Origin of the sequence: Sphingopyxis sp., assembly GCF_051861155.1 — a bacterium.
GTDB lineage: Bacteria > Pseudomonadota > Alphaproteobacteria > Sphingomonadales > Sphingomonadaceae > Sphingopyxis.
On the sequence record NZ_JBHYDE010000003.1, the window covers coordinates 133,073 to 151,685 of the forward strand.

The 18,613-nt window shown below is 65.8% G+C and carries 17 protein-coding genes; 12 read left to right on the forward strand and 5 right to left on the reverse strand.

The window, feature by feature from the left end:
- Positions 1-29: 29 nt before the first annotated feature.
- The 4 genes from ACTIFP_RS06600 to ACTIFP_RS06615 are packed head-to-tail and all read left to right on the forward strand — an operon-like array spanning position 30 to position 5,611.
- On the forward strand, positions 30-1,304 hold the full coding sequence (locus ACTIFP_RS06600) for a heavy-metal-associated domain-containing protein (RefSeq protein WP_439567927.1): 1,275 nt from the start codon (positions 30-32) through the stop codon (positions 1,302-1,304).
- Positions 1,304-1,960: an HdaA/DnaA family protein gene (locus tag ACTIFP_RS06605; protein ID WP_439567928.1), complete on the forward strand. Its 657-nt coding sequence runs from the start codon at positions 1,304-1,306 to the stop codon at positions 1,958-1,960. Before ACTIFP_RS06600 ends, ACTIFP_RS06605 begins: the two co-directional genes overlap by 1 nt.
- The gene (locus ACTIFP_RS06610) at positions 1,951-4,122 is read left to right on the forward strand and encodes an RNA degradosome polyphosphate kinase (protein WP_439567929.1); all 2,172 of its coding nucleotides are present in this window, start codon (positions 1,951-1,953) and stop codon (positions 4,120-4,122) included. The genes ACTIFP_RS06605 and ACTIFP_RS06610 overlap by 10 nt, the downstream gene beginning before the upstream one ends.
- Positions 4,085-5,611, forward strand: coding sequence for a Ppx/GppA family phosphatase (locus tag ACTIFP_RS06615; RefSeq protein WP_439567930.1), 1,527 nt, complete (start codon positions 4,085-4,087; stop codon positions 5,609-5,611). Before ACTIFP_RS06610 ends, ACTIFP_RS06615 begins: the two co-directional genes overlap by 38 nt.
- A gap of 55 nt (positions 5,612-5,666) precedes the next feature.
- On the opposite strand, the gene rnd is transcribed toward ACTIFP_RS06615, so the two are convergent.
- Positions 5,667-6,854, reverse strand: coding sequence for a ribonuclease D (gene rnd / locus ACTIFP_RS06620; RefSeq protein WP_439567931.1), 1,188 nt, complete (start codon positions 6,852-6,854; stop codon positions 5,667-5,669).
- A 108-nt stretch (positions 6,855-6,962) separates the two neighbouring features.
- Here rnd and ACTIFP_RS06625 point away from each other — a divergent pair, with 108 nt between their 5' ends.
- From ACTIFP_RS06625 to ACTIFP_RS06660, 8 genes are all read left to right on the forward strand, one after another.
- A complete protein-coding gene (locus tag ACTIFP_RS06625; RefSeq protein WP_439567932.1) occupies positions 6,963-7,292 on the forward strand; it encodes a hypothetical protein in 330 nt (109 codons plus the stop codon).
- A complete protein-coding gene (locus tag ACTIFP_RS06630; protein WP_439567933.1) occupies positions 7,292-8,803 on the forward strand; it encodes an FAD-binding protein in 1,512 nt (503 codons plus the stop codon). Before ACTIFP_RS06625 ends, ACTIFP_RS06630 begins: the two co-directional genes overlap by 1 nt.
- 100 nt (positions 8,804-8,903) lie before the next feature.
- Positions 8,904-10,685 (forward strand): aspartate--tRNA ligase, encoded by a 1,782-nt coding sequence (aspS, locus tag ACTIFP_RS06635; RefSeq protein WP_439568226.1) that lies wholly within the window; start codon positions 8,904-8,906, stop codon positions 10,683-10,685.
- A 2-nt stretch (positions 10,686-10,687) separates the two neighbouring features.
- On the forward strand, positions 10,688-11,563 hold the full coding sequence (locus ACTIFP_RS06640; protein WP_439567934.1) for an alpha/beta fold hydrolase: 876 nt from the start codon (positions 10,688-10,690) through the stop codon (positions 11,561-11,563).
- Between the two features lie 101 nt (positions 11,564-11,664).
- Positions 11,665-12,570, forward strand: coding sequence for a hypothetical protein (locus ACTIFP_RS06645; RefSeq protein ID WP_439567935.1), 906 nt, complete (start codon positions 11,665-11,667; stop codon positions 12,568-12,570).
- Positions 12,571-12,654: 84 nt separating this feature from the next.
- Entirely contained in the window at positions 12,655-13,440 is a 786-nt protein-coding gene (locus ACTIFP_RS06650; protein ID WP_439567936.1) for a polyphosphate kinase 2 family protein, read from the forward strand.
- Between the two features lie 68 nt (positions 13,441-13,508).
- Positions 13,509-14,045: a J domain-containing protein gene (locus ACTIFP_RS06655; protein WP_439567937.1), complete on the forward strand. Its 537-nt coding sequence runs from the start codon at positions 13,509-13,511 to the stop codon at positions 14,043-14,045.
- 110 nt (positions 14,046-14,155) lie between these two features.
- Positions 14,156-14,575, forward strand: coding sequence for a hypothetical protein (locus ACTIFP_RS06660; RefSeq protein WP_439567938.1), 420 nt, complete (start codon positions 14,156-14,158; stop codon positions 14,573-14,575).
- Positions 14,576-15,065: 490 nt separating this feature from the next.
- Here ACTIFP_RS06660 and mtgA read toward each other — a convergent pair whose 3' ends face one another.
- The 4 genes from mtgA to ACTIFP_RS06680 all read right to left on the reverse strand — a co-directional run bounded on the left by mtgA (position 15,066) and on the right by ACTIFP_RS06680 (position 18,586).
- Complete coding sequence (gene mtgA, locus ACTIFP_RS06665) at positions 15,066-15,803, reverse strand: monofunctional biosynthetic peptidoglycan transglycosylase (RefSeq protein WP_439567939.1); 738 nt, start codon at positions 15,801-15,803, stop codon at positions 15,066-15,068.
- A 4-nt stretch (positions 15,804-15,807) separates the two neighbouring features.
- Positions 15,808-16,713: a hypothetical protein gene (locus tag ACTIFP_RS06670; protein WP_439567940.1), complete on the reverse strand. Its 906-nt coding sequence runs from the start codon at positions 16,711-16,713 to the stop codon at positions 15,808-15,810.
- A gap of 64 nt (positions 16,714-16,777) precedes the next feature.
- Positions 16,778-17,425, reverse strand: a complete 648-nt coding sequence (locus tag ACTIFP_RS06675; RefSeq protein ID WP_439567941.1) for a hypothetical protein — start codon at positions 17,423-17,425, stop codon at positions 16,778-16,780.
- A 39-nt stretch (positions 17,426-17,464) separates the two neighbouring features.
- Entirely contained in the window at positions 17,465-18,586 is a 1,122-nt protein-coding gene (locus ACTIFP_RS06680) for a M23 family metallopeptidase (protein WP_439567942.1), read from the reverse strand.
- Between the last annotated feature and the right edge of the window lie 27 nt (positions 18,587-18,613).

Consider the following 18,613-nt stretch of genomic DNA (forward strand, 5'->3'; position numbering starts at 1 on the left):
TGCGCTTTTGGGCAGAGCATAGAGAAGATATGATTTCGGTTGCTTTCCCCCGGCTCGCGCCCCGTTTTGCTTTCGATGCGCGTCGCCTTCGCGACAGTCGCTGGACCGCGCTTTTCGCCCTGTTCTTCGCCATCCTGCTCGTCGGCGTGGTTGAGGGGCAGATCAGCCGCGGCAATCGCGGCATCACCCCGATCAACAGCAGCGGCGATTTCCTGGCCAGCGGCATCCTGGTCGACGTCACCGGCGACAATGCCGACGACGCGCGCACCAAGGGCTGGCGCGAGGCGCAGCGCAAGGGGTGGGCCCAGCTCTATCGCAAACTGAACGGCAGCGATGGCCCCGCGCTCGGCGATTCGGTGCTCGATGGCATCGTCACCGCGATCGTCGTCGAACAGGAACAGATCGGCCCGCGCCGCTATGTCGCGCGGCTGGGGGTCCAGTTCGACCGCGTCCGCGCCGGGCAGATTTTGGGCGTCAGCGGCCGGACGCTGCGCTCGCCGCCCTTGCTCGTCATTCCCGTCTATTCGATCGACGGCATCCCGCAGGTATTCGAACAGCGCAGCGCCTGGCAGCGCGCCTGGGCCGAATATAACACCGGGCAAAGCGCGATCGATTACGTCCGCACCGCGGGCACTGGCGCCGACACCCTGCTGCTCAATGCAGGGCAAACGGGTCGCCGCGGTCGCATCTGGTGGCGCGTCATCCTCGATCAATATGGCGCGGCCGACGTGCTGACGCCGATCGCGCGCGTCGAGTACAGCTATCCCGGTGGGCCGATCAAAGGCATTTTTACCGCGCGCTTCGGCCCCGATAACAAGCTGATCGGCGGCTTTACGATGACCGGCCCCAGCCCCGCGGCGTTGCCCGACATGATGGAAAAGGCGGTCGCGCGGATGGACAGTCTTTATACGACCGCGTTGGCCGAGGGTGTGCTGCGCACCGACACCTATCTGGTGCTCGAAAAGCCGGTCGAACGCGAAGACCTGCCCGAAGAAATCGTCGCGACCGACGAAGAGGCGCTGCCCAGCGAAACCGACAGCAGCGTGCCGACGACCGTGGCAACTGGGGTGCAAAGCTTCACCGTCCAGTACAGCTCGCCCGACGTCGAATCGGTCACCGCCACCGAACGCGCGGTGGGCGGCATCGCGGGGGTCCAGTCGGCATCGACCACCAGCCTCGCGCTCGGCGGCACGTCGGTGATGCGCGTGACCTTCCGCGGCGACATTGCGGCGCTCAGCGCAGCGCTCGCGGCGCGGGGTTACAAGGTGCAGGAAGGCGGCAGCACGCTGCGGATCAGCCGCTGATGGCGCGTTCGACCAGCCAGATCGCGCTGCCGCTCGACTGGAGCGCCGGGGGCAATAACGACGCGCCGCTGGTTGTCGGGACCAGCAACGCCGACGCGATCCGCTATCTTCGCCATGTTGCAACCTGGCCGGTGCGCACCGCGGTACTCACCGGGCCGCGCGGGTCGGGGCGCAGCCTGATCGGCCGCCTCTTTGCCGCCGAAACCGGCGGCCGGGTGATCGACGGGCATGACAGCGTGCCCGAAGAAGAGATTTTCCATGCGTGGAACGCCGCGCAATCGTCGAACATCCCGCTGCTGATCGTCGCCGATGCGCCGCCGTCCGAATGGGGCATTGCGCTGCCCGATCTTGCCTCGCGGCTGCGCGCGGTGCCGCTGCTGACGATCGCCGAACCCGACGATTGCCTGGCGCGCGACCTGATCGAGGCGCTGTTCGCGCAGCGCGGTATCGCTCTGGCGCCCGAGGTCGCCGCCTATATCGTGCCGCGGATGGAACGCAGCTATGCGATGATCCACCGCATCGTCGCAGCGCTCGACGCTGCTTCGCTCGAGCAGGGGCGGCGCGTCGGCATCCGTCTTACGCGTGAAACATTACTGTCACAGGGGCTGATCGATCCCGATCTCCTCGAAAGGCAGGAAACAGGCACATGTCAGTAACAGGCCAGCCCCTTCGCGCCGACAACGACGCCAGCGGGGCGTTCCAGACGCCGCCCGGTCCCGAACGCTTTTTCAACCGCGAGCTGAGCTGGCTGGCGTTCAACCGGCGGGTGATGGAGGAGGCGCGCAACGCGGCGCATCCGCTGCTCGAACGGCTGCGTTTCTTGTCGATTTCGGGCAGCAATCTCGATGAATTCTTCATGGTCCGCGTCGCGGGGCTGAAGGGGCAGCAGTTACAGGGGATCGACGACCCCTCCGCTGACGGCCGCTCACCGGGACAGCAACTGGCCGAGATCGAGGCCGAGGTGAACCGGCTGGTCGATCAGCAGCAGAGCGAGTGGCAGCGGCTGCACCGGCTGCTCGCCGAACAGGGCATTGTCGTCCACGGCACCGGCTCCGACCGCGAGGCGCTGCGCGCCGCGCTCCGCCAATATTTCATCGACCAGATTTTTCCGATCCTGACCCCGCAGGTGCTCGACCCCGCGCACCCCTTTCCCTTCATCCCCAATCGCGGGCTGGGGATTATTTTCGACCTGCAACGCAAGGCGACGGGCGAAACGGTGCGCGAATTGGTGATGATCCCGGCGGCGCTGCCGCGCTTCGTGCCGGTGCCGGGGCAGGGCAGCGCCTTTGTCCCGATCGAATATCTGATCGAGATTTTCGGTGATTTGCTGTTTCCCGGCTTCACCATCCGCTCGCTCGGGGTGTTCCGCATCATCCGCGACAGCGACATCGAACTGGAAGAAGAGGCCGAGGATCTTGTCCGCCTGTTCCGCACCGCGATCCGCCGCCGCCGCCGCGGCCGCGTCATCCTGCTCGAACTCGAAGCCGATATGCCCGGCGAGATCGCCGCGGTGCTCAACGCCGACATTCAGGGGCACGAAGCGATCGTCGCCAAGATCGGTGGCTTCATCGGCCTCGCGGCGCTCTCGGCACTCGTCGATGTCGACCGCCCCGACCTCAAATTTCCCGCCTACTCGGCGCGGTTTCCCGAACGTATTCGCGAACATGGCGGCGATTGTTTCGCCGCGATCCGCAGCAAGGACATCCTCGTCCACCATCCCTATGAAAGCTTTGAGGTCGTCTTGGCCTTCTTGCGTCAGGCGGCGGCCGACCCCGATGTCGTCGCGATCAAGCAGACGCTCTATCGCGCCGGTGACCAGTCGCCGGTGATCCGCGCGCTGATCGAGGCGGCCGAGGCGGGCAAGTCGGTGACCGCGGTGGTCGAGCTGAAGGCGCGCTTCGACGAGGAGCAGAATCTGCTCTGGGCGAACCAGCTCGAACGCGCCGGGGTGCAGGTCGTTTACGGCTTTATCGAGTGGAAGACGCACGCCAAGATTTCGATGGTCGTGCGCCGCGAAGGGCAGGGGTATCGCACCTATTGCCACTTCGGGACCGGCAATTACCACCCGGTCACCGCGCGCATCTATACCGACCTCAGCTTTTTCACCGCCGATCCGCGCGCCGGGCGCGATGCGGCACAGCTGTTCAATTACATCACCGGCTATGTCGAACCCGAACGGCTCGACATGATCACCATGTCGCCGCTCAACATGCGCGCACATCTCAGCGAGCTGATCGACGCCGAAATCGCGGCGGCCAGCGCTGGGCAGCCGTCGGGGGTCTGGGCCAAGATGAACAGTCTGGTCGATCCCGACATCATCGATAAACTCTATGAAGCGAGCGCGGCGGGCGTGCCGGTCGAGCTGATCGTGCGCGGCATCTGCTGCCTGCGCCCCGGGGTGCCGGGGCTGTCGGAGACGATCCGGGTCAAATCGGTCGTCGGCCGCTTCCTCGAACATAGCCGCGTGTGGGCGTTCGCCAACGGCGCGGCGCTGCCGCACCGCGGGGCAAAACTGTACATCAGCAGCGCCGACTGGATGCCGCGCAACTTCGACCGCCGCGTCGAATATATGATCCCGATCGAAAACCCGACCGTCCACGACCAGATCCTCGATCAGGTGCTGGTCGCGAACCTGATCGACAATGAACAAAGCTGGGTGCTGCAACCCGATGGCGTCTATGTGCGGACAACCCCGGACGACAAGCCGTTCAATCTGCATCATTATTTCATGAACAACCCGTCGCTGTCGGGTCGCGGGACGGCGCTGCACAAGCGCCAGGATGTCCCGACGCTCGCCTTCACAATGCGCGAGGTCTGACCGCTTGGGATTGCTGTGCTCCCCGAAGCCGGCGGTCCACCGCTCGGCGGTTATCGACATCGGTTCGAACTCGGTTCGCCTCGTCGTCTATGAAGGACCGGCGCGCGCGCCCGCGGTGATCTTTAACGAAAAGGTCGCGGCCGGGCTGGGCCGCGGCCTCGCGATCGACGGCCGCATCGCCGGCGAGGATGCGATGCGCGGATTGATGGCGCTGCGGCGTTACGCGCTGCTCGCCAAACATATGGAGGTCAAAGACCTGCAATGTGTCGCCACTGCGGCGGTGCGCGACGCCGAAAACGGCCCCGAATTTATCGCCGCCGCGGCTGAAGCGGGGCTCAAAATTCGCCTGCTATCGGGCGAAGAAGAGGCCGAGGCGGCAGGCTACGGCGTGCTGTCGGCGATCCCCGACGCACACGGCATCGCGGTCGATCTGGGCGGCGGCAGCCTCGAACTGGCCGAAGTGGCGAATGGCCAAGTGGGGCGCCGCGCGTCCTTCCCGCTCGGGGTGCTGCGCCTGCCCGCGCTGCGCAAGGAAGGGCAGCAGAATTTCGAACGCGCGGTGCGCAAGATGTTGCGGGCGGCAGGATGGCCCGACGGCATGGCAGGCTTGCCGCTCTATCTGGTCGGCGGGTCGTGGCGCGCGCTGTCGCGCCTCGACCTTGAACTCACGCATGATCCGCTCGCGGTGCTCGACCAGCACAGCCTGCCGCGCAGCGCGCTGCGCCGGCTGGTGCGCGCGACCAATCGGCTGACGTTCGAGGAGTTGCGCGCGATCCCCGGCATGGCGTCGAACCGCGCCGCCGCCTTGCCTGATGCCGCGGCCTTGCTGGCGGCGCTGGTCAACATCCTCGACGTCCCCGAAATGACGGTGTCGTCGTCGGGGCTGCGCGAGGGGCTGCTCTATCAGGCGCTCGATGCGGAGACGCGCGCGCAGGATCCGCTGATCGTCGCCGCCGAATTCGAAGGCCGCCGCCTTGCGCGTTTTGCGCCGCATGGCCGCGCCATCACCGAATGGATCGCGCCGCTATTTACCGGCGAGGCGCCTGCCGACAACCGCGTCCGGCTCGCCGCCAGCCTGCTCAGCGACGTGGCCTGGTCGGCCAACCCCGACTTTCGCGCCGAACGCGGGACCGAGATCGGGCTGCACGGCAACTGGCGCGGCATCGATATTCCCGGGCGCATCCTGCTGGCGCGCGCGCTGCACGCGGGGTTCGGCGGCGCCGACAGCGATTTCCCCGATATGGGGCCGCTGGTCGCGGCCGACCGGCTGGCGCGGGCGCGGCAATGGGGGCTGGCGATCCGGCTGGCGCAGCGGCTGACCGGCGGGGTCGAGGCGCCGCTGAAGGCCAGCCATATCGCGCTGATTGACGGTAAGCTGCGGCTCAGCCTCGACCATGGCTGGCATCATCTGGCGGGCGAATCGGTCGAGCGCCGCCTGCGCTCGCTGGCGCAGGCGCTCGATGCCAAGGCCGAACTGGTGATGCTTTAAACCCACTTCGTCATCCCGGCCTTCGCAGGGATGACGATATACGGGTAGGAGAAGGTCAGTCGGCGCTCGCCGTCGCGGCGTCGATTTCGCTCATCACCAGCTTGCCGTGTTTGACAGCAAAGCCCATCCGCCCCTCGACCAGATCGAGCGCGGCGTGACCAAAGACGTCATAGCGCCACCCTTGCATCATCGCGATGCCCTCGCGTCCGCCGGCCGCCAGCGCCTCCAGATCGTCGCTGCGCGCGATCAGCCGCGACGCGACATTCAGCTCGCGCGCCCGAATCTTGAGCAGCAGCTTCAAAAGGTCGGCGACCAGCACGCCTTCCTTGCCCAGCCCCGGACCACGCGGCGCGCGGTCGGGCATGTCGTCCTTGTCCATCGGCCGGGCATTGGCGAGCGCGTCCATCAGCCGCGCGCCGATGTCGTTGCTGCGCCAGGTCGCCGACAGCCCGCGGACGCGGCCTAGCCCGTCCTGATCCTTCGGCGGATGCGCCGCGAGGTCGGCCAGCGTCTCGTCCTTGACGATGCGCCCGCGCGGCAGGTTCTTCGACCGCGCCTCGCGCTCGCGCCATGCGGCGAGCGCCTGCAACCGGCCCAGCACGTCGGGTTTGCGCGACGGGATCTTGATCCGCTGCCACGCCTTGTCGGGATCGACGCTGTAATTGGCCGGATCGGCGAGCTTTTCCATTTCCTCGTCGAGCCAGTGACCGCGGCCGGTCTTGACCAGCTTGTCGAGCATCATCGGGAAAATCTTGGCGAGATGGGTAACGTCGCCGACCGCATAATCGATCTGGCGCTTGTCGAGCGGGCGGCGGCTCCAGTCGGTAAAGCGCGCGCCCTTGTCGAGTTGCAGCCCGATCCACGCCTCGACCAGGTTCGAATAACCGACCTGTTCCGCCTGCCCGATCGCCATCTGGCCGATCTGGGTGTCGAAAATCGGATGCGGGGTCTTGCCGGTCAGGTTGAAGATGATCTCGACGTCCTGCCCGCCGGCGTGAAAGACCTTCAGCATATCCTCATTGTCGACAAGCAGGTCGAGCAGCGGCTTCAGGTCCATGCCCGGCGCCAGCGGATCGATCGCCGCGGCATGCGCATGGTCGGCGACCTGGATCAGGCAAAGCTCTGGCCAGAACGTGTTTTCGCGCATGAATTCGGTATCGACCGCGATGAAATCGCTGTTCCGAATGAGGTCGCAGAATTCGACGAGCGCGGCGTTGGTTTCGATCAACGGATGGACTTGCATAGCGCGCCTATACAGCTAGTTGAAAGGAACGGGCAGGAAAAATTGCCCGTGCTCTTCGGGTCGCACAACCGGAATACCGGTCAGGGGAAAAACGAAGGGGTTTGGGGCATGTTCTGGCTTGGTTGGGCGCTCGCCGCGCTCGGTTTTCTGCTGCTTTTCGGCCAGTATCTGGCGGGGCAGGCGGATATTTTCGTCTCGATTGCCAATCCGCGGCCGCTCGATGAAGAATCGATGGTGGTGACGCTGAAAGGCTGGGGGTTAGCGGCAGAGGCGGCGCAGCCGTTTGTGACCCCCGAATCCGATCACGGCCTGAGCGATGTTCGCATGTTCGCGACGCGGCGCCAGATGCTGGTCGCGATCGCCAGTTTCGGTTTCCTGCGCCCGGTCACCGTCGCGTGGCGCGCCCACGCCGGTATCCTGCCGTTGGGAGACGCGTGATGCCGCTGGTACGACTCGGCGATGAAGGACGCTGGACCAATTATCACGGCACCGGCACCTGCGAGGCGGCGACGCGCTTTGCACTGCGCAGCGGCGACGCACCGTGCGGCCGCGACGAAATCGCGATCGCCGCGAAATCGGTGCAGGACTGGTTGCGCGATGCAGCAGCGGCGCAGCGCCGCGTCCGCCCGCTCGGCGCCGGCTGGTCGCCGTCGAACGTCAATATCGCTTCGCAATGCTGGCTGCTCCACACGCGCCGCTTCAACCGCTGTTTCCGCATCGATGCTGCCGACGTCCGCCCCGGCGTCGATGCGGGCGGGCTGATGCTGATCGAGGCGGGGGCGCTGGTCGATGAAGTGTCGGACAAGCTGGAGGCGCAGGGCCGCTCGCTGTGGACAAGCGGCGCGGGCAATGGCCAGACCTTCGCGGGCGCCGCCGCCACCGGCACCCATGGGTCGATGATCGCCAGCGGCGGCATTCAGGATCATATCCGCGCGGTGCAGATCGTGACACCTGCGGGCATCCACTGGATCGAACCCGCCGCCGGGCTGATGCGCGATGCCTTTGTCGCTGCGACCGGGTCCGTGCCGCTGCGCGACGACGATGTTTTCGCCGCGGCGCAGCTGCCGGTCGGCTCGCTCGGCATCGTCACCGCGCTGGTCGTCGGCAGCGTGCCGAAATTCCTCGTCCGGCCGATCCAGAATCTGCGCAAGGTCGATCGCGCGGCGCTCGGCTGGCTGGCGGCGGGGGATTTTCGGCGCTTTTCGGCGGCCTATGCGCTCGACCGCGACCCCGATTTTGTCCAGATGATCGTCAACCCGTACAAGCCGTTCAAACGCCCCGCGATGCTGCGCTTCCTGTACCGCGAACCTTGGCGCGATGATTATCCGCGCGCCACGCCGGGACAGCTGGGCGCGGGCTATGATGCGCTCAGCCTGCTCGGGCGGCTGCTCGACGATTATCCGTGGGCGCGCGGCGCGCTGCTGCAATTTGCGATGAAACAGGGCTATGCCAGCGGCCCCGACGTCGACGCGCCGCCGGTCTATGGCAGCTGGGGGGAGGGGCTCGACACGCATCGACCGCTCGCCGACCTGTTCAACGCGTCGGTGACGATCGACCGCGCCGATCTGGCGCATGCGTTCGAGCTGATCTGCGATGTTTATGCGCGCCATGGCGGTTCGACCGTCGTCACCGTGCGCTTCATGGCGCGCGCCGAGGGGCTGCTGGCGCCCGCGCGTTTCTCGCACAATGCGGTGATCGATTTCGACGGCCCGCGCAGCCGCCGGACCGCAGACGCTTATGCCCGCGTCGTCGAACGGCTCGATGCCGAGGGGATCGCTTTCACCCGCCACTGGGCGAAAAGCTGCCACCTCGACGCGGCGCGCGTCGCCGCCGACTATGGCGAGGATTTCCGCCGTTGGCGCAGCGCGCGCGATCGCCTGATCCCCGATCCCGCGCACCGCGCGCTATTCGGCAGCGCGGTGCTCGACGGGCTGGGGCTGACGTGTTGATTTGGCCTTCCACCTTGACAAATGCCGCGTCGCGCTGCCTTAGGCGCGGCCATATCGGCGCACATTTTTCGCGCGCTTCCAGACATTGAAAGACGATCAAATGCACGCCTATCGCACCCATAATTGCGGCCAGCTTCGCGCCGAACAGGTCGGCCAGTCGGTCCGCGTCTCGGGCTGGGTGCATCGCAAGCGCGACCATGGCGGGCTGCTGTTCGTCGATCTGCGCGATCATTATGGCCTCACGCAAATTGTCGCCGACAGCAGCGATGCGGTGTTTGCGACGCTCGACGGGCTGCGCGCCGAAAGCGTCGTGACGATCACCGGCGACGTCGTCGCGCGCTCGGCGGAAACGACCAACGCCAACCTGCCGACCGGCGCGATCGAAGTCCGCGCGCGCGACGTCACCGTCCAGTCGGCGGCGATCGAACTGCCGATGCCGGTCGCGGGCGAACAGGAGTATCCGGAGGATATTCGCCTGAAATACCGCTTCCTCGACCTGCGCCGCGACCGCCTGCACGCCAACATCATGCTGCGCTCGAACGTGATCGCGTCCTTGCGCCGTCGCATGGTCGGGCAGGGCTTCACCGAATTTCAGACCCCGATCCTGACGGCCTCGTCGCCCGAGGGCGCGCGCGACTATCTGGTGCCCAGCCGCGTCCACCCCGGCAAATTCTATGCGCTGCCGCAGGCACCGCAGATGTTCAAGCAGTTGCTGATGGTCGCGGGCTTCGACCGCTATTTCCAGATCGCGCCCTGCTTCCGCGACGAAGACGCGCGCGCCGACCGCTCGCCGGGTGAATTCTACCAGCTCGACTTCGAAATGAGCTTCGTGACCCAGGACGACGTGTTCAACGCGATCGAGCCCGTCCTTGCTGGCGTGTTCGAAGAGTTCGCGAACGGCAAGTCGGTCACCCCGGCGGGTTCGTTCCCGCGCATCCCGTACCGCGAGTCGATGCTGAAATATGGCAACGACAAGCCCGATCTCCGCAACCCGCTGATCATCACCGACGTGTCGTCGCATTTCACCGGCTCGGGCTTCGGCCGCTTTGCCGACATCGTTGCGGCGGGCGACGTCGTGCGCGCGATCCCGGCACCGGCGATCGCCGAAAAGAGCCGCAAATTCTTCGACGACATGAACAGCTGGGCGCAGGGCGAGGGCTTTGCGGGTCTTGGCTATGCGACGCGCAAGGGCGGCGAATGGGGCGGCCCGATCGCCAAGAACCACGGACCGGAAAAAATGGACGCGCTCGCCGCCGAACTCGGCATCGGTCCCGACGACGGGCTGTTCTTTGCCGCGGGCAAGGAAGCCACCGCCGCGAAACTCGCCGGCCTCGCCCGCACTCGCGTCGCCGAACAGCTCGACCTGATCGACCCTAGCAAGTTCGAAATGTGCTGGATCGTCGATTTCCCGATGTTCGAGGCCGACGAAGACACCGGCAAGATCGATTTCAGCCACAACCCCTTCTCGATGCCGCAGGGCGAGCTGGAGGCCCTGGAAACCAAGGATCCGCTCGATATCCTGGCGTGGCAGTATGACATCGTCTGCAACGGCGTCGAACTGTCGTCGGGCGCGATCCGCAACCATCGCCCCGACATCATGTACAAGGCGTTCGAGATTGCAGGCTATTCGCAGGCCGACGTCGACGCGAATTTCAGCGGCATGATCAACGCGTTCAAATTCGGCGCCCCGCCGCACGGCGGTTCGGCTCCCGGCGTCGACCGCATCGTGATGCTGCTCGCCGACGAACCGAATATCCGCGAAGTCGTCGTCTTCCCGATGAACCAGAAGGCCGAGGATCTGATGATGAACGCCCCGGCACCGGTCAGCGACAAGCAGCTCAAGGAACTCGGCATCCGCATCGTGGATGGGCCCAAGGGCTGAGCGTGAGCGAAGCGCCGCGCGAACATTATATCGCCGGCCCCGGCGGCGACATCTGCTGGTTCGAATGGGGGCAGCGGTCGGAGAAGGCGCCGACCATCCTGCTCATCCACGCCACCGGCTTTCACGGCCGCTTGTGGGATCAGCTTGTCGCCGCGCTGCCCGCGGGCGCGCATGTCGTCGCACCCGACCAGCCCGGCCACGGGCGCAGCTTTCGTCCGGCATCGCTGGTCGACTGGACCGCCAATGCGGCGGCGATGCTGCCGCTCGTCGATCATTTGGCCGGTTCGCCGATCGTCGCCTGCGGGCACAGCGGCGGCGGCTATATGCTCGGCTGGCTCGCGGCGCAGCGCCCGGCGGCGTTCCGCCACCTGATCCTGGTCGATCCGACGATCTTTGACCCCGCGCTCTACCTGCCGCCGGGCCAGCCGGTGCCCGACCCCGGCGATCATCCGGTCGCGCGGCGGCGCAATGCGTGGGACAGCGCCGAGGCGATGTTCGCGCGCTTTGCCCAGCGCTTGCCCTATTCGGCGTGGCAGCCCGAGGTGCTTGCCGACTATTGCCGCCACGGCCTGCTGCCCGCGCCGTCGGGCGAGGGATATGAGCTCGCCTGTCCCCCGACGCTCGAGGCATCGGTCTATCAGGGCGCGCAGCGCAATGATCCCTATGGCTGGCTAGCGACGCTGACCGTTCCGACCAGCGTTATCCGCGCCCGCACCGGCGAACGCGACGGCCCGCTAGACTTTTCGATCAGCCCGACCTGGCCCGACCTTGGCGCCGCGATCGGCGCAGTGCGTGACGAGCAATGGGCCGAGCACAGTCATTTTATCCCGATGGAAGCGCCGCGGCGGTTGGCCGACCTGATCGCCGCGGCGATCTGACCCGGGTTCCTCGCCTGCTTTGACAGTCACCGGACGCTGCGATAGCCCGTCGCTGCGCTATGGCGAGGGGAGTGGGTGTGCGATTATATATTGCGGCCATCATGCTGGTTGTTGCGGCGCCCGCCGCCGCCGAGACGCTGTCGATCCAGAGCGCCGATCCTGCCGCGGCGGAGACCAACGACCTGTTCAGCCTTGCCGTGCAGTCCTTTGATGGCGGCGATGGCCTGGTGTGGGCGCAGGCGATCGAGGCAGAGCTTGGCGCGGCGCATTTTGCAGGACAGCCCTATTTCCGCATGATTGCGCCCGAATCGGATGCGCGGTTCGACGCGCTGGTGACCGGGACAGTTCGCGAAGCGGTGGAGGAGACGCGGGTCATCGAACAACGGCGGCGCTGCGTCGAATATGATCCCGCGGACAAAAAGAAATGCCTGAAAAAAGTCGATGTCGACATCCGCTGCCGCCGCCGCCTGGCCACCGTCGCGACGACGGTGCGGCTGGTCGCGATCGGCGACGGATCGGTTCGCTATTCGCGGCCCTTCAACGATCGCGATGAGCGAACCGTCTGTCCCGACCGCAGCGCGCCGCAATCGCTGGAGGATTATTTCGCTGGCGTGCGGCGCAGCCAGATCGCCGCGATCCGTCGCGATCTGGCGCCGCGCGACTATCGGCAGGACATTCGGGTCGATGAGAGCACGAAGGGACTGACGAAACCGGCGCAGGCTGCGTTCAAGGCCGCGGTTCGCCTGACCAAGACCGACCAGGTTGGCGCATGTGGCGCGTGGCAGGCGCTCACCCGTGACGTCGAACCGACCGCGGCGCTGGCGTTCAACCTGGGGCTTTGCGAAGAAATGCAGGGCGATCTGGACGCCGCGGTCGATTGGTATGGCGACGCGCAGCGGCAGGGCGCGCGCAGCAGCACCATTTCCGAAGCCTTGGCCCGCGTCGATCGATACCGGCGCGCGCTGGGTGAATGGGGCGCACGAAAATCGGTCATGGGCTCCGATTGACGACGCCGGCGTGCGCCGTACCGGAAATCGACGTCGCAGCATGACGCTTGGTACGACGGCGCGGTTTGCGCTAGGGAGGGGGATATGACCATCTCCCTTTCCGATTACGAATCCGGCGCCAAATATGACGGTGATCATTCGGACGCGCTCGAAGCGCTGCAAGAGCGGTTGGAGCGCATCCAGGCGGCGCACATCACCCACGGCCAACGCAGCATCATCATGTTCGAAGGCTGGGACGCGGCAGGCAAGGGCGGGATCATCAAACGGATGACCGCGCTGCTCGACCCGCGCTATTTCGAGGTGTGGCCGATCGGCGCCCCGACCGATGAGGAGAGGGCGCGCCACTTCCTGTGGCGGTTCTGGAAACGGCTGCCCGGCAATCGCGAAATATCGATCTTTGACCGCAGCTGGTATGGCCGCGTCCTGGTTGAACGGGTCGAAGGCTTTGCGACCGAGGCCGAGTGGCGCAAGGGCTATGACGAAATCAACGAGTTCGAGGCGCAGCTGACCGGCAGCCGCACCAATCTGGTCAAGATTTTCGTCCACCTGACGCAGGAGGAACAGGACAAGCGTTTTGCCGACCGCCTCGACGATCCGTGGAAGCGGTGGAAGACCGGCAGCGAAGATTATCGCAACCGCGGCAAGCGCAAGGCGTATCTCGCCGCGATCGACGAGATGTTCGCGCAGACCCATACGCGCTGGGCGCCGTGGAAGGTGATCGACGGCAACAACAAGAAAGCGGCTCGGGTCGCGGCGCTGGCGCATATCGCCGACGCGCTGGAGGCGATGGTGCCGATGACCCCGCCCGATCTTGACCCTGCGGTGGTCAAGCTGGCGGTCAAGGCGTTCGGCTACAAACCACAGGAATAGCACCGAAAGGCCAGCTTTTTCGCCGCCTGCGGCTAGCAATCACGCCCCCGGACGGCTACATAGGATGGATGAGCCGCGCCAAAAGATCCGATGATTGGGGTTTTCCCCGCTGGCGTCCCTATGGCTCGAGCAACGAAGCGCAAAAGGTCCGGCTGTGTGACCGGCACGGCTGCACCAACCCCGGTAACTGCCCGGCGCCCAAGTCACCGAACAGCCCAGAACGTTGGTATTTCTGCGAAACCCACGCCGCCGAATATAACCGCGGCTGGGACTATTTCGAAGGGCTGAGCGCCGAAGACGCCGCGGCGCGCGCCGCCGAGGAAATGCAGGGCGCGCGCAGCTATGCCAAGGCACAGCATTATGCCTGGGGCGGCCCCGGCGACGGCACGCGCAGCAGCGACGAAATGCGCGCGCTTGACGTTCTCGACCTTGAACCCGACGCCGATTTCGAAGCGGTCAAAAAGGCGTGGCGCGCGCTCGCCAAGGAAACCCACCCCGACGTCAAACCCGGCGATGCCGACGCCGCGAAGCGCTTCGCCGCCGGGCAGGCGGCGTTCGAGGTGCTCAAACAGGCCGAAGATCGCAAGAGCTGGAAACCGGCGTAACGTCAGGCGCCGCACACACCGGTGTACTGGTGGCTCCAACCTCATTGACGGGTTGTCGCAATGCGCGTTTATCAAACCGGGATCGATTGCGATCGAACGAAGGGGCAAACATGCGGATCATCGGCGGACTACTCATCGGCGCGGCATTGACGACATCGGCGATGGCCGAGCCGCTGGCGTATCAAAATGGTTTGAGCCGCGTCGACGGCGTCGTCGGGCTAGGCCTCACAATTCCGATCGGTGGCACCCGCCAAAAAGCGCCGCCGCGCGTCGAACTGCGCCTGACCCGCGATGTGGTGAATATCGACGGCACCCGGCTATCAAGCCGCGGCATCCCGCTGAACGAAACGCGGATCGGCGTTTCGCTGGAGCGCGACAACCGGTTGCTTGTTAACGGCCGACCGATCGACAAATCGCAGCGTCAGGGCGTATCGACGCTCGGCTGGATCGCCATCGGTGTCGGAGCCGCCGCGATTGTGGGCGGCGTTCTGCTGGCTGACGCCCTGGAAGATTCGAAATGTTGTGAATAGGCCGCAGATAGTGGGCGGATCGCCCGCACTTTTACCTCTGCACTAACTATAGATACAGCCATCCATCTCGCTGCGGCTGTCCGGCGGCTATGTTTGTTGATAAGCTATTCCGCGTGCAGCGGTGAAGGTTGATCAATGGGATTGCTGAGACGATACCGCCGCCACTTGGCCGTCGAGGCTGGCGGTCGCCGCGGCTTATTCTCCAGAATCTTGCGGTGTTTCCGAATGTTTCGGCTCGTCGGCTTTGCCGGAAGCATAGTCTTTCTTGCTTATGGTGCATGGGTCGCATTGACGAGTGATCTTAGCGGCGGCGCAGGAATGGCGCTGCTACTCTTTCCTTTTGGCGCCGCTCTAATTTTCGCAGTCGGGGCCGTCCCTTACAGCATTGCTCAACTTTTCCTGTCAGCCAAACGACGACCTGAGCGGCGCCTCGACATCGAACCTTCGGTCCCGATCGATCGCTGACTTCGCAGCATCGCCTATCGCGTCGCTATTTATAAACACACCCATCCAGCCCGTCACGCCGCACCTGGCCGATGCGGGCGCGGATCGTGTTGCCGTAACGGCGGGTAAAGCCCGAGGGGCTCACCGCCTCGCGCTTCTTGGGCAGTGGCAGGATCGCGGCGATGCGCGCCGCCTCGGCCGGGGTCAGCTTGCCCGCGCCATGGTTGAAATAGCGCTGCGCCCCCGCCTCGACGCCATAGGTGCCGATGCCCGTCTCGGCGACGTTCAGATAGACCTCCATGATCCGCCGCTTTCCCCAGATTTTTTCGATCAGAAAGGTGAACCATACCTCGGGCACCTTGCGGACATAGCGCGTCCAGCCGCTGCCCTGCCACAGGAACACATTCTTGGCGGTTTGCTGGCTGACCGTCGATCCGCCGCGCATCCGCTTGCCCTTGGCGTTGCGCTCGATCGCTTCCTCGATCGCTTCGGTGTCGAAACCGTTGTGGGTACAGAATTTGCCGTCCTCGGCGGCGATCACCGCGCGCACCATGTTGCGATCGATGCCGGACAGGCTGGTCCAGTCCTTGGTGATCCCGCTGCTGTCGGCCAGCATCGTAAAGGTCACCGGCGGCGGAACCACCGCATAGACCAACACCCACAGCACCGAAATCGCGACAAACCACAGCAGCCATTTCACCGGCCGCAGATACCAGGGGAGCTTGCGGCGCTTGGTGTGTTTCTTGGCGGCGGTCGTCATCGCATCGTCCGTATCGGACGACATGGCATCAGAACAAGGGTAATTCGACCGCGACGACTTCGCCCGTCTCCAGCCGGGCCTTGCCGGTCAGCCGCATGTCGTTGCCGGGTTTCAGATCGACCAGCATTTCCTGAAAACTACCGCCTTCGGCCACGATGATCGGCAGCCGCATCGTCGTGCCCTGCCGCGTGACGGTGCCAAAGGATCGGCTGGTACTGGACCGCAGGTCGAGCGCGCCGCTGTCGACATTGACGTCGCGGACCTCGAATGAAAAGGACAGCAGCCGCCGCGACAGCGGATCGTCCTTGTCGCGATCGATTGGGGGCAGCGTCAGCCGGTCGCGCTTGCGCTCGGCAAAGCGGAGCAGCGTCGCGCTCTGCTGCAATGCCGGGTTGCCCGAACCCATCATCGCCTCGATCATCCCGCGATGCAGCGCGGGGTCTTCGGTCGCTACATACAGCTCGCGCGCCGCCGCGACGCGCTCGCTGTCGCTGCCCTTGGCGACCGCGTCCTGAAATTGCAGCAGCAGTTTCTGGTTTTGCGGCAACGGCAAAATCTTGGTCTGGATCGGGGCCAGGATCGGCAGGAAAGCGACCGTCGCGCCGCGCTCGTCGCCCTTGTCGTCGGGCACGGCAAATTGCTGCAAGCCCCAGATCGTGCCCATGATCAGTGCGAAAATGCCCGCATGGAACATGCCGCGCCGCGCGAAACTGGCGCGGCGCAGCGCAAAGCACAATATGAAACCCACAATACCGGCCGCCATCAGCCACAGCGAATAATTGCCGATCGGTTTCGCCATGTCGCCGGCCAGCCCCAGGATAAGCGAAAATACCGACCAGGCGGCCAGCTTGTCGCCGCCTTTGCTCTTGTCTACTGCCACCTGGGCGGCGGGTGCCGCTGTCGGTGCGGCGGGCGCCGCGCTTTCTGTGCTCATTGGTCCCCCCGATCATGCTCCGCGCGGCGGGCGCCCCGGCCCGCCGCCGATCCCGTTTCGGCCGTCAGCTTTTCGGCGGCTCGTCGTCCTTCTTGTCCTTGGCGGCGTCGATCGCGTCATTGGCCTTGGCGGCGGCATCCTTCGCCGCCTCGCTGGCCTTGGCTGCCGCGACCTTGGCTGCGTCGGTGGCGTCGGCGGCGAGCGAGCGCATCTTTGCCTCGGCCTCGGCCTCCTTGCCGCTCATCACCAGCCACGCCATCACCGCGGCGGCGATCAGCGACAGCAGCGCGAGCCAATAGCCGAAGTGCCAATTGACCTGGATCATCGCCAGCGCGGCCTGGTCCATGCTGCCGTCGGACCCGTTCTTGGCCGCTTCGGCCATGATCGCATCCTTGCTGTAACGCCAAGTGCCGACCAGTATCAGCACCAGCGCGGCGACCGAGGTGCCGAGCACCAGTCTCGCGGCCTCGCGGCCCTTGGTGAACAGCAGGAACAACCCGCCCGCGATCGCGAGCAGCGCCAGGATCAGCCAGACATTCATCGATGCGCCGTCACCGGCACTGGCCGCCTGGCCCATCGCCGAGATGCGGCCAAAGGCGAGGCCGAAACCACTCGCTTCGGCAATTTTCTGGTCGGAACAGCTAACGGTCATCCATGGCAACAGGAACGCCAGCAACGCGATGCCCTTGGGAATACGGATCCATTTCCACATGATATGTCCCCCCTTCGCTCAACCCGAACAGGAGGCTAGTCACTTCCGCCCGCGAGTCAAATCATCGGCTGTGTCAAAAATGATCACCGCATTGGCCGGCGGCAAGCCGTCGATCGCGCGGGGCGCCGCCGCCTGCCACGCTTTCCCTTGGTTAAAGTCGTCCCTATCGGCGTAGCGCCCGACGATCCGCCCGGCGCCAAAGCGATAGGGCAGGCCTTCGCCATCGAGCGGTGCCGTGCGGTCGGCGATATGGAAATGCAGATGGGGCTGGGTAACATGGCCCGACGATCCGACGCGCCCGATCACCTGCCCGCGCCGCACCCGCATCCCCGCCTTGATCCCGATGCCGGGCGCCAGATGCTGATAAAAAGCGTAACGTCCGTCGGGGAGCCGCAGCACGATCATCGCCCCGGTCTCGTCCTCGACGCTGGCGCGCGCGCCGGGCGCGGCGCCATCCTTGACCGTGACGACCTCGCCATCGGCCACCGCCAGCACATCGGCGCCCGATCCGTCGGCGGCGACGTCGGTGCCGGTCGAGCCGGGGTCGAAGCCAGCCGCTGGCATCCAGTCGATCGCGTGCCGCCCGGGCAACCGCACCCGGCCGCTGACCGCATAGGGAAAGCGGCGATGACCGTTGTCGATGTCGGGCAGCGCGACCGCGGTCCACGGCCCACCACGCAGCGGCGCGCCCAGCGTTGTCGTGAAGGCGCGGGTCGGGGTAAATTCGCCGCCCGCGATCGCCACGCTGGTTCCGGCGCGCTCCGACCGCGCCGGCGTCAGGCTGATCCGGTGGAACAGCGGTCTAGGAGCCTTGGCGGTCCATGCGACCGACAGGTAGAAGATCGCGCGGCCGCCCGGCGCGATCTCGGTGGCGCCGCCCGCCTGCGCGCCGATTCGGCGCATCGCACCGACGGGGTCGATCCGCGCCAATCGCGCGCCGTCCGCCGCCGCGCAGAGCTCGATCGCGGTAACCGCCAGCGGCTGCGCGGCGAAATTGGTCGCGTGCAATTCGTAAACCAGCCGATCCTCGCCGTCGATCCGGGCGATCGACGGCACATAAAGCACCTCGAGGTGGAGCGACTGATAGGGGCGCACCGCCGCGGGCGGCTCGACCGGGACGGCGACGGACGTGGAGAGGGTGGCTAGCAAGGTAAAGAACATCGGCGGACCTCCAGCAAGGAAACGGGT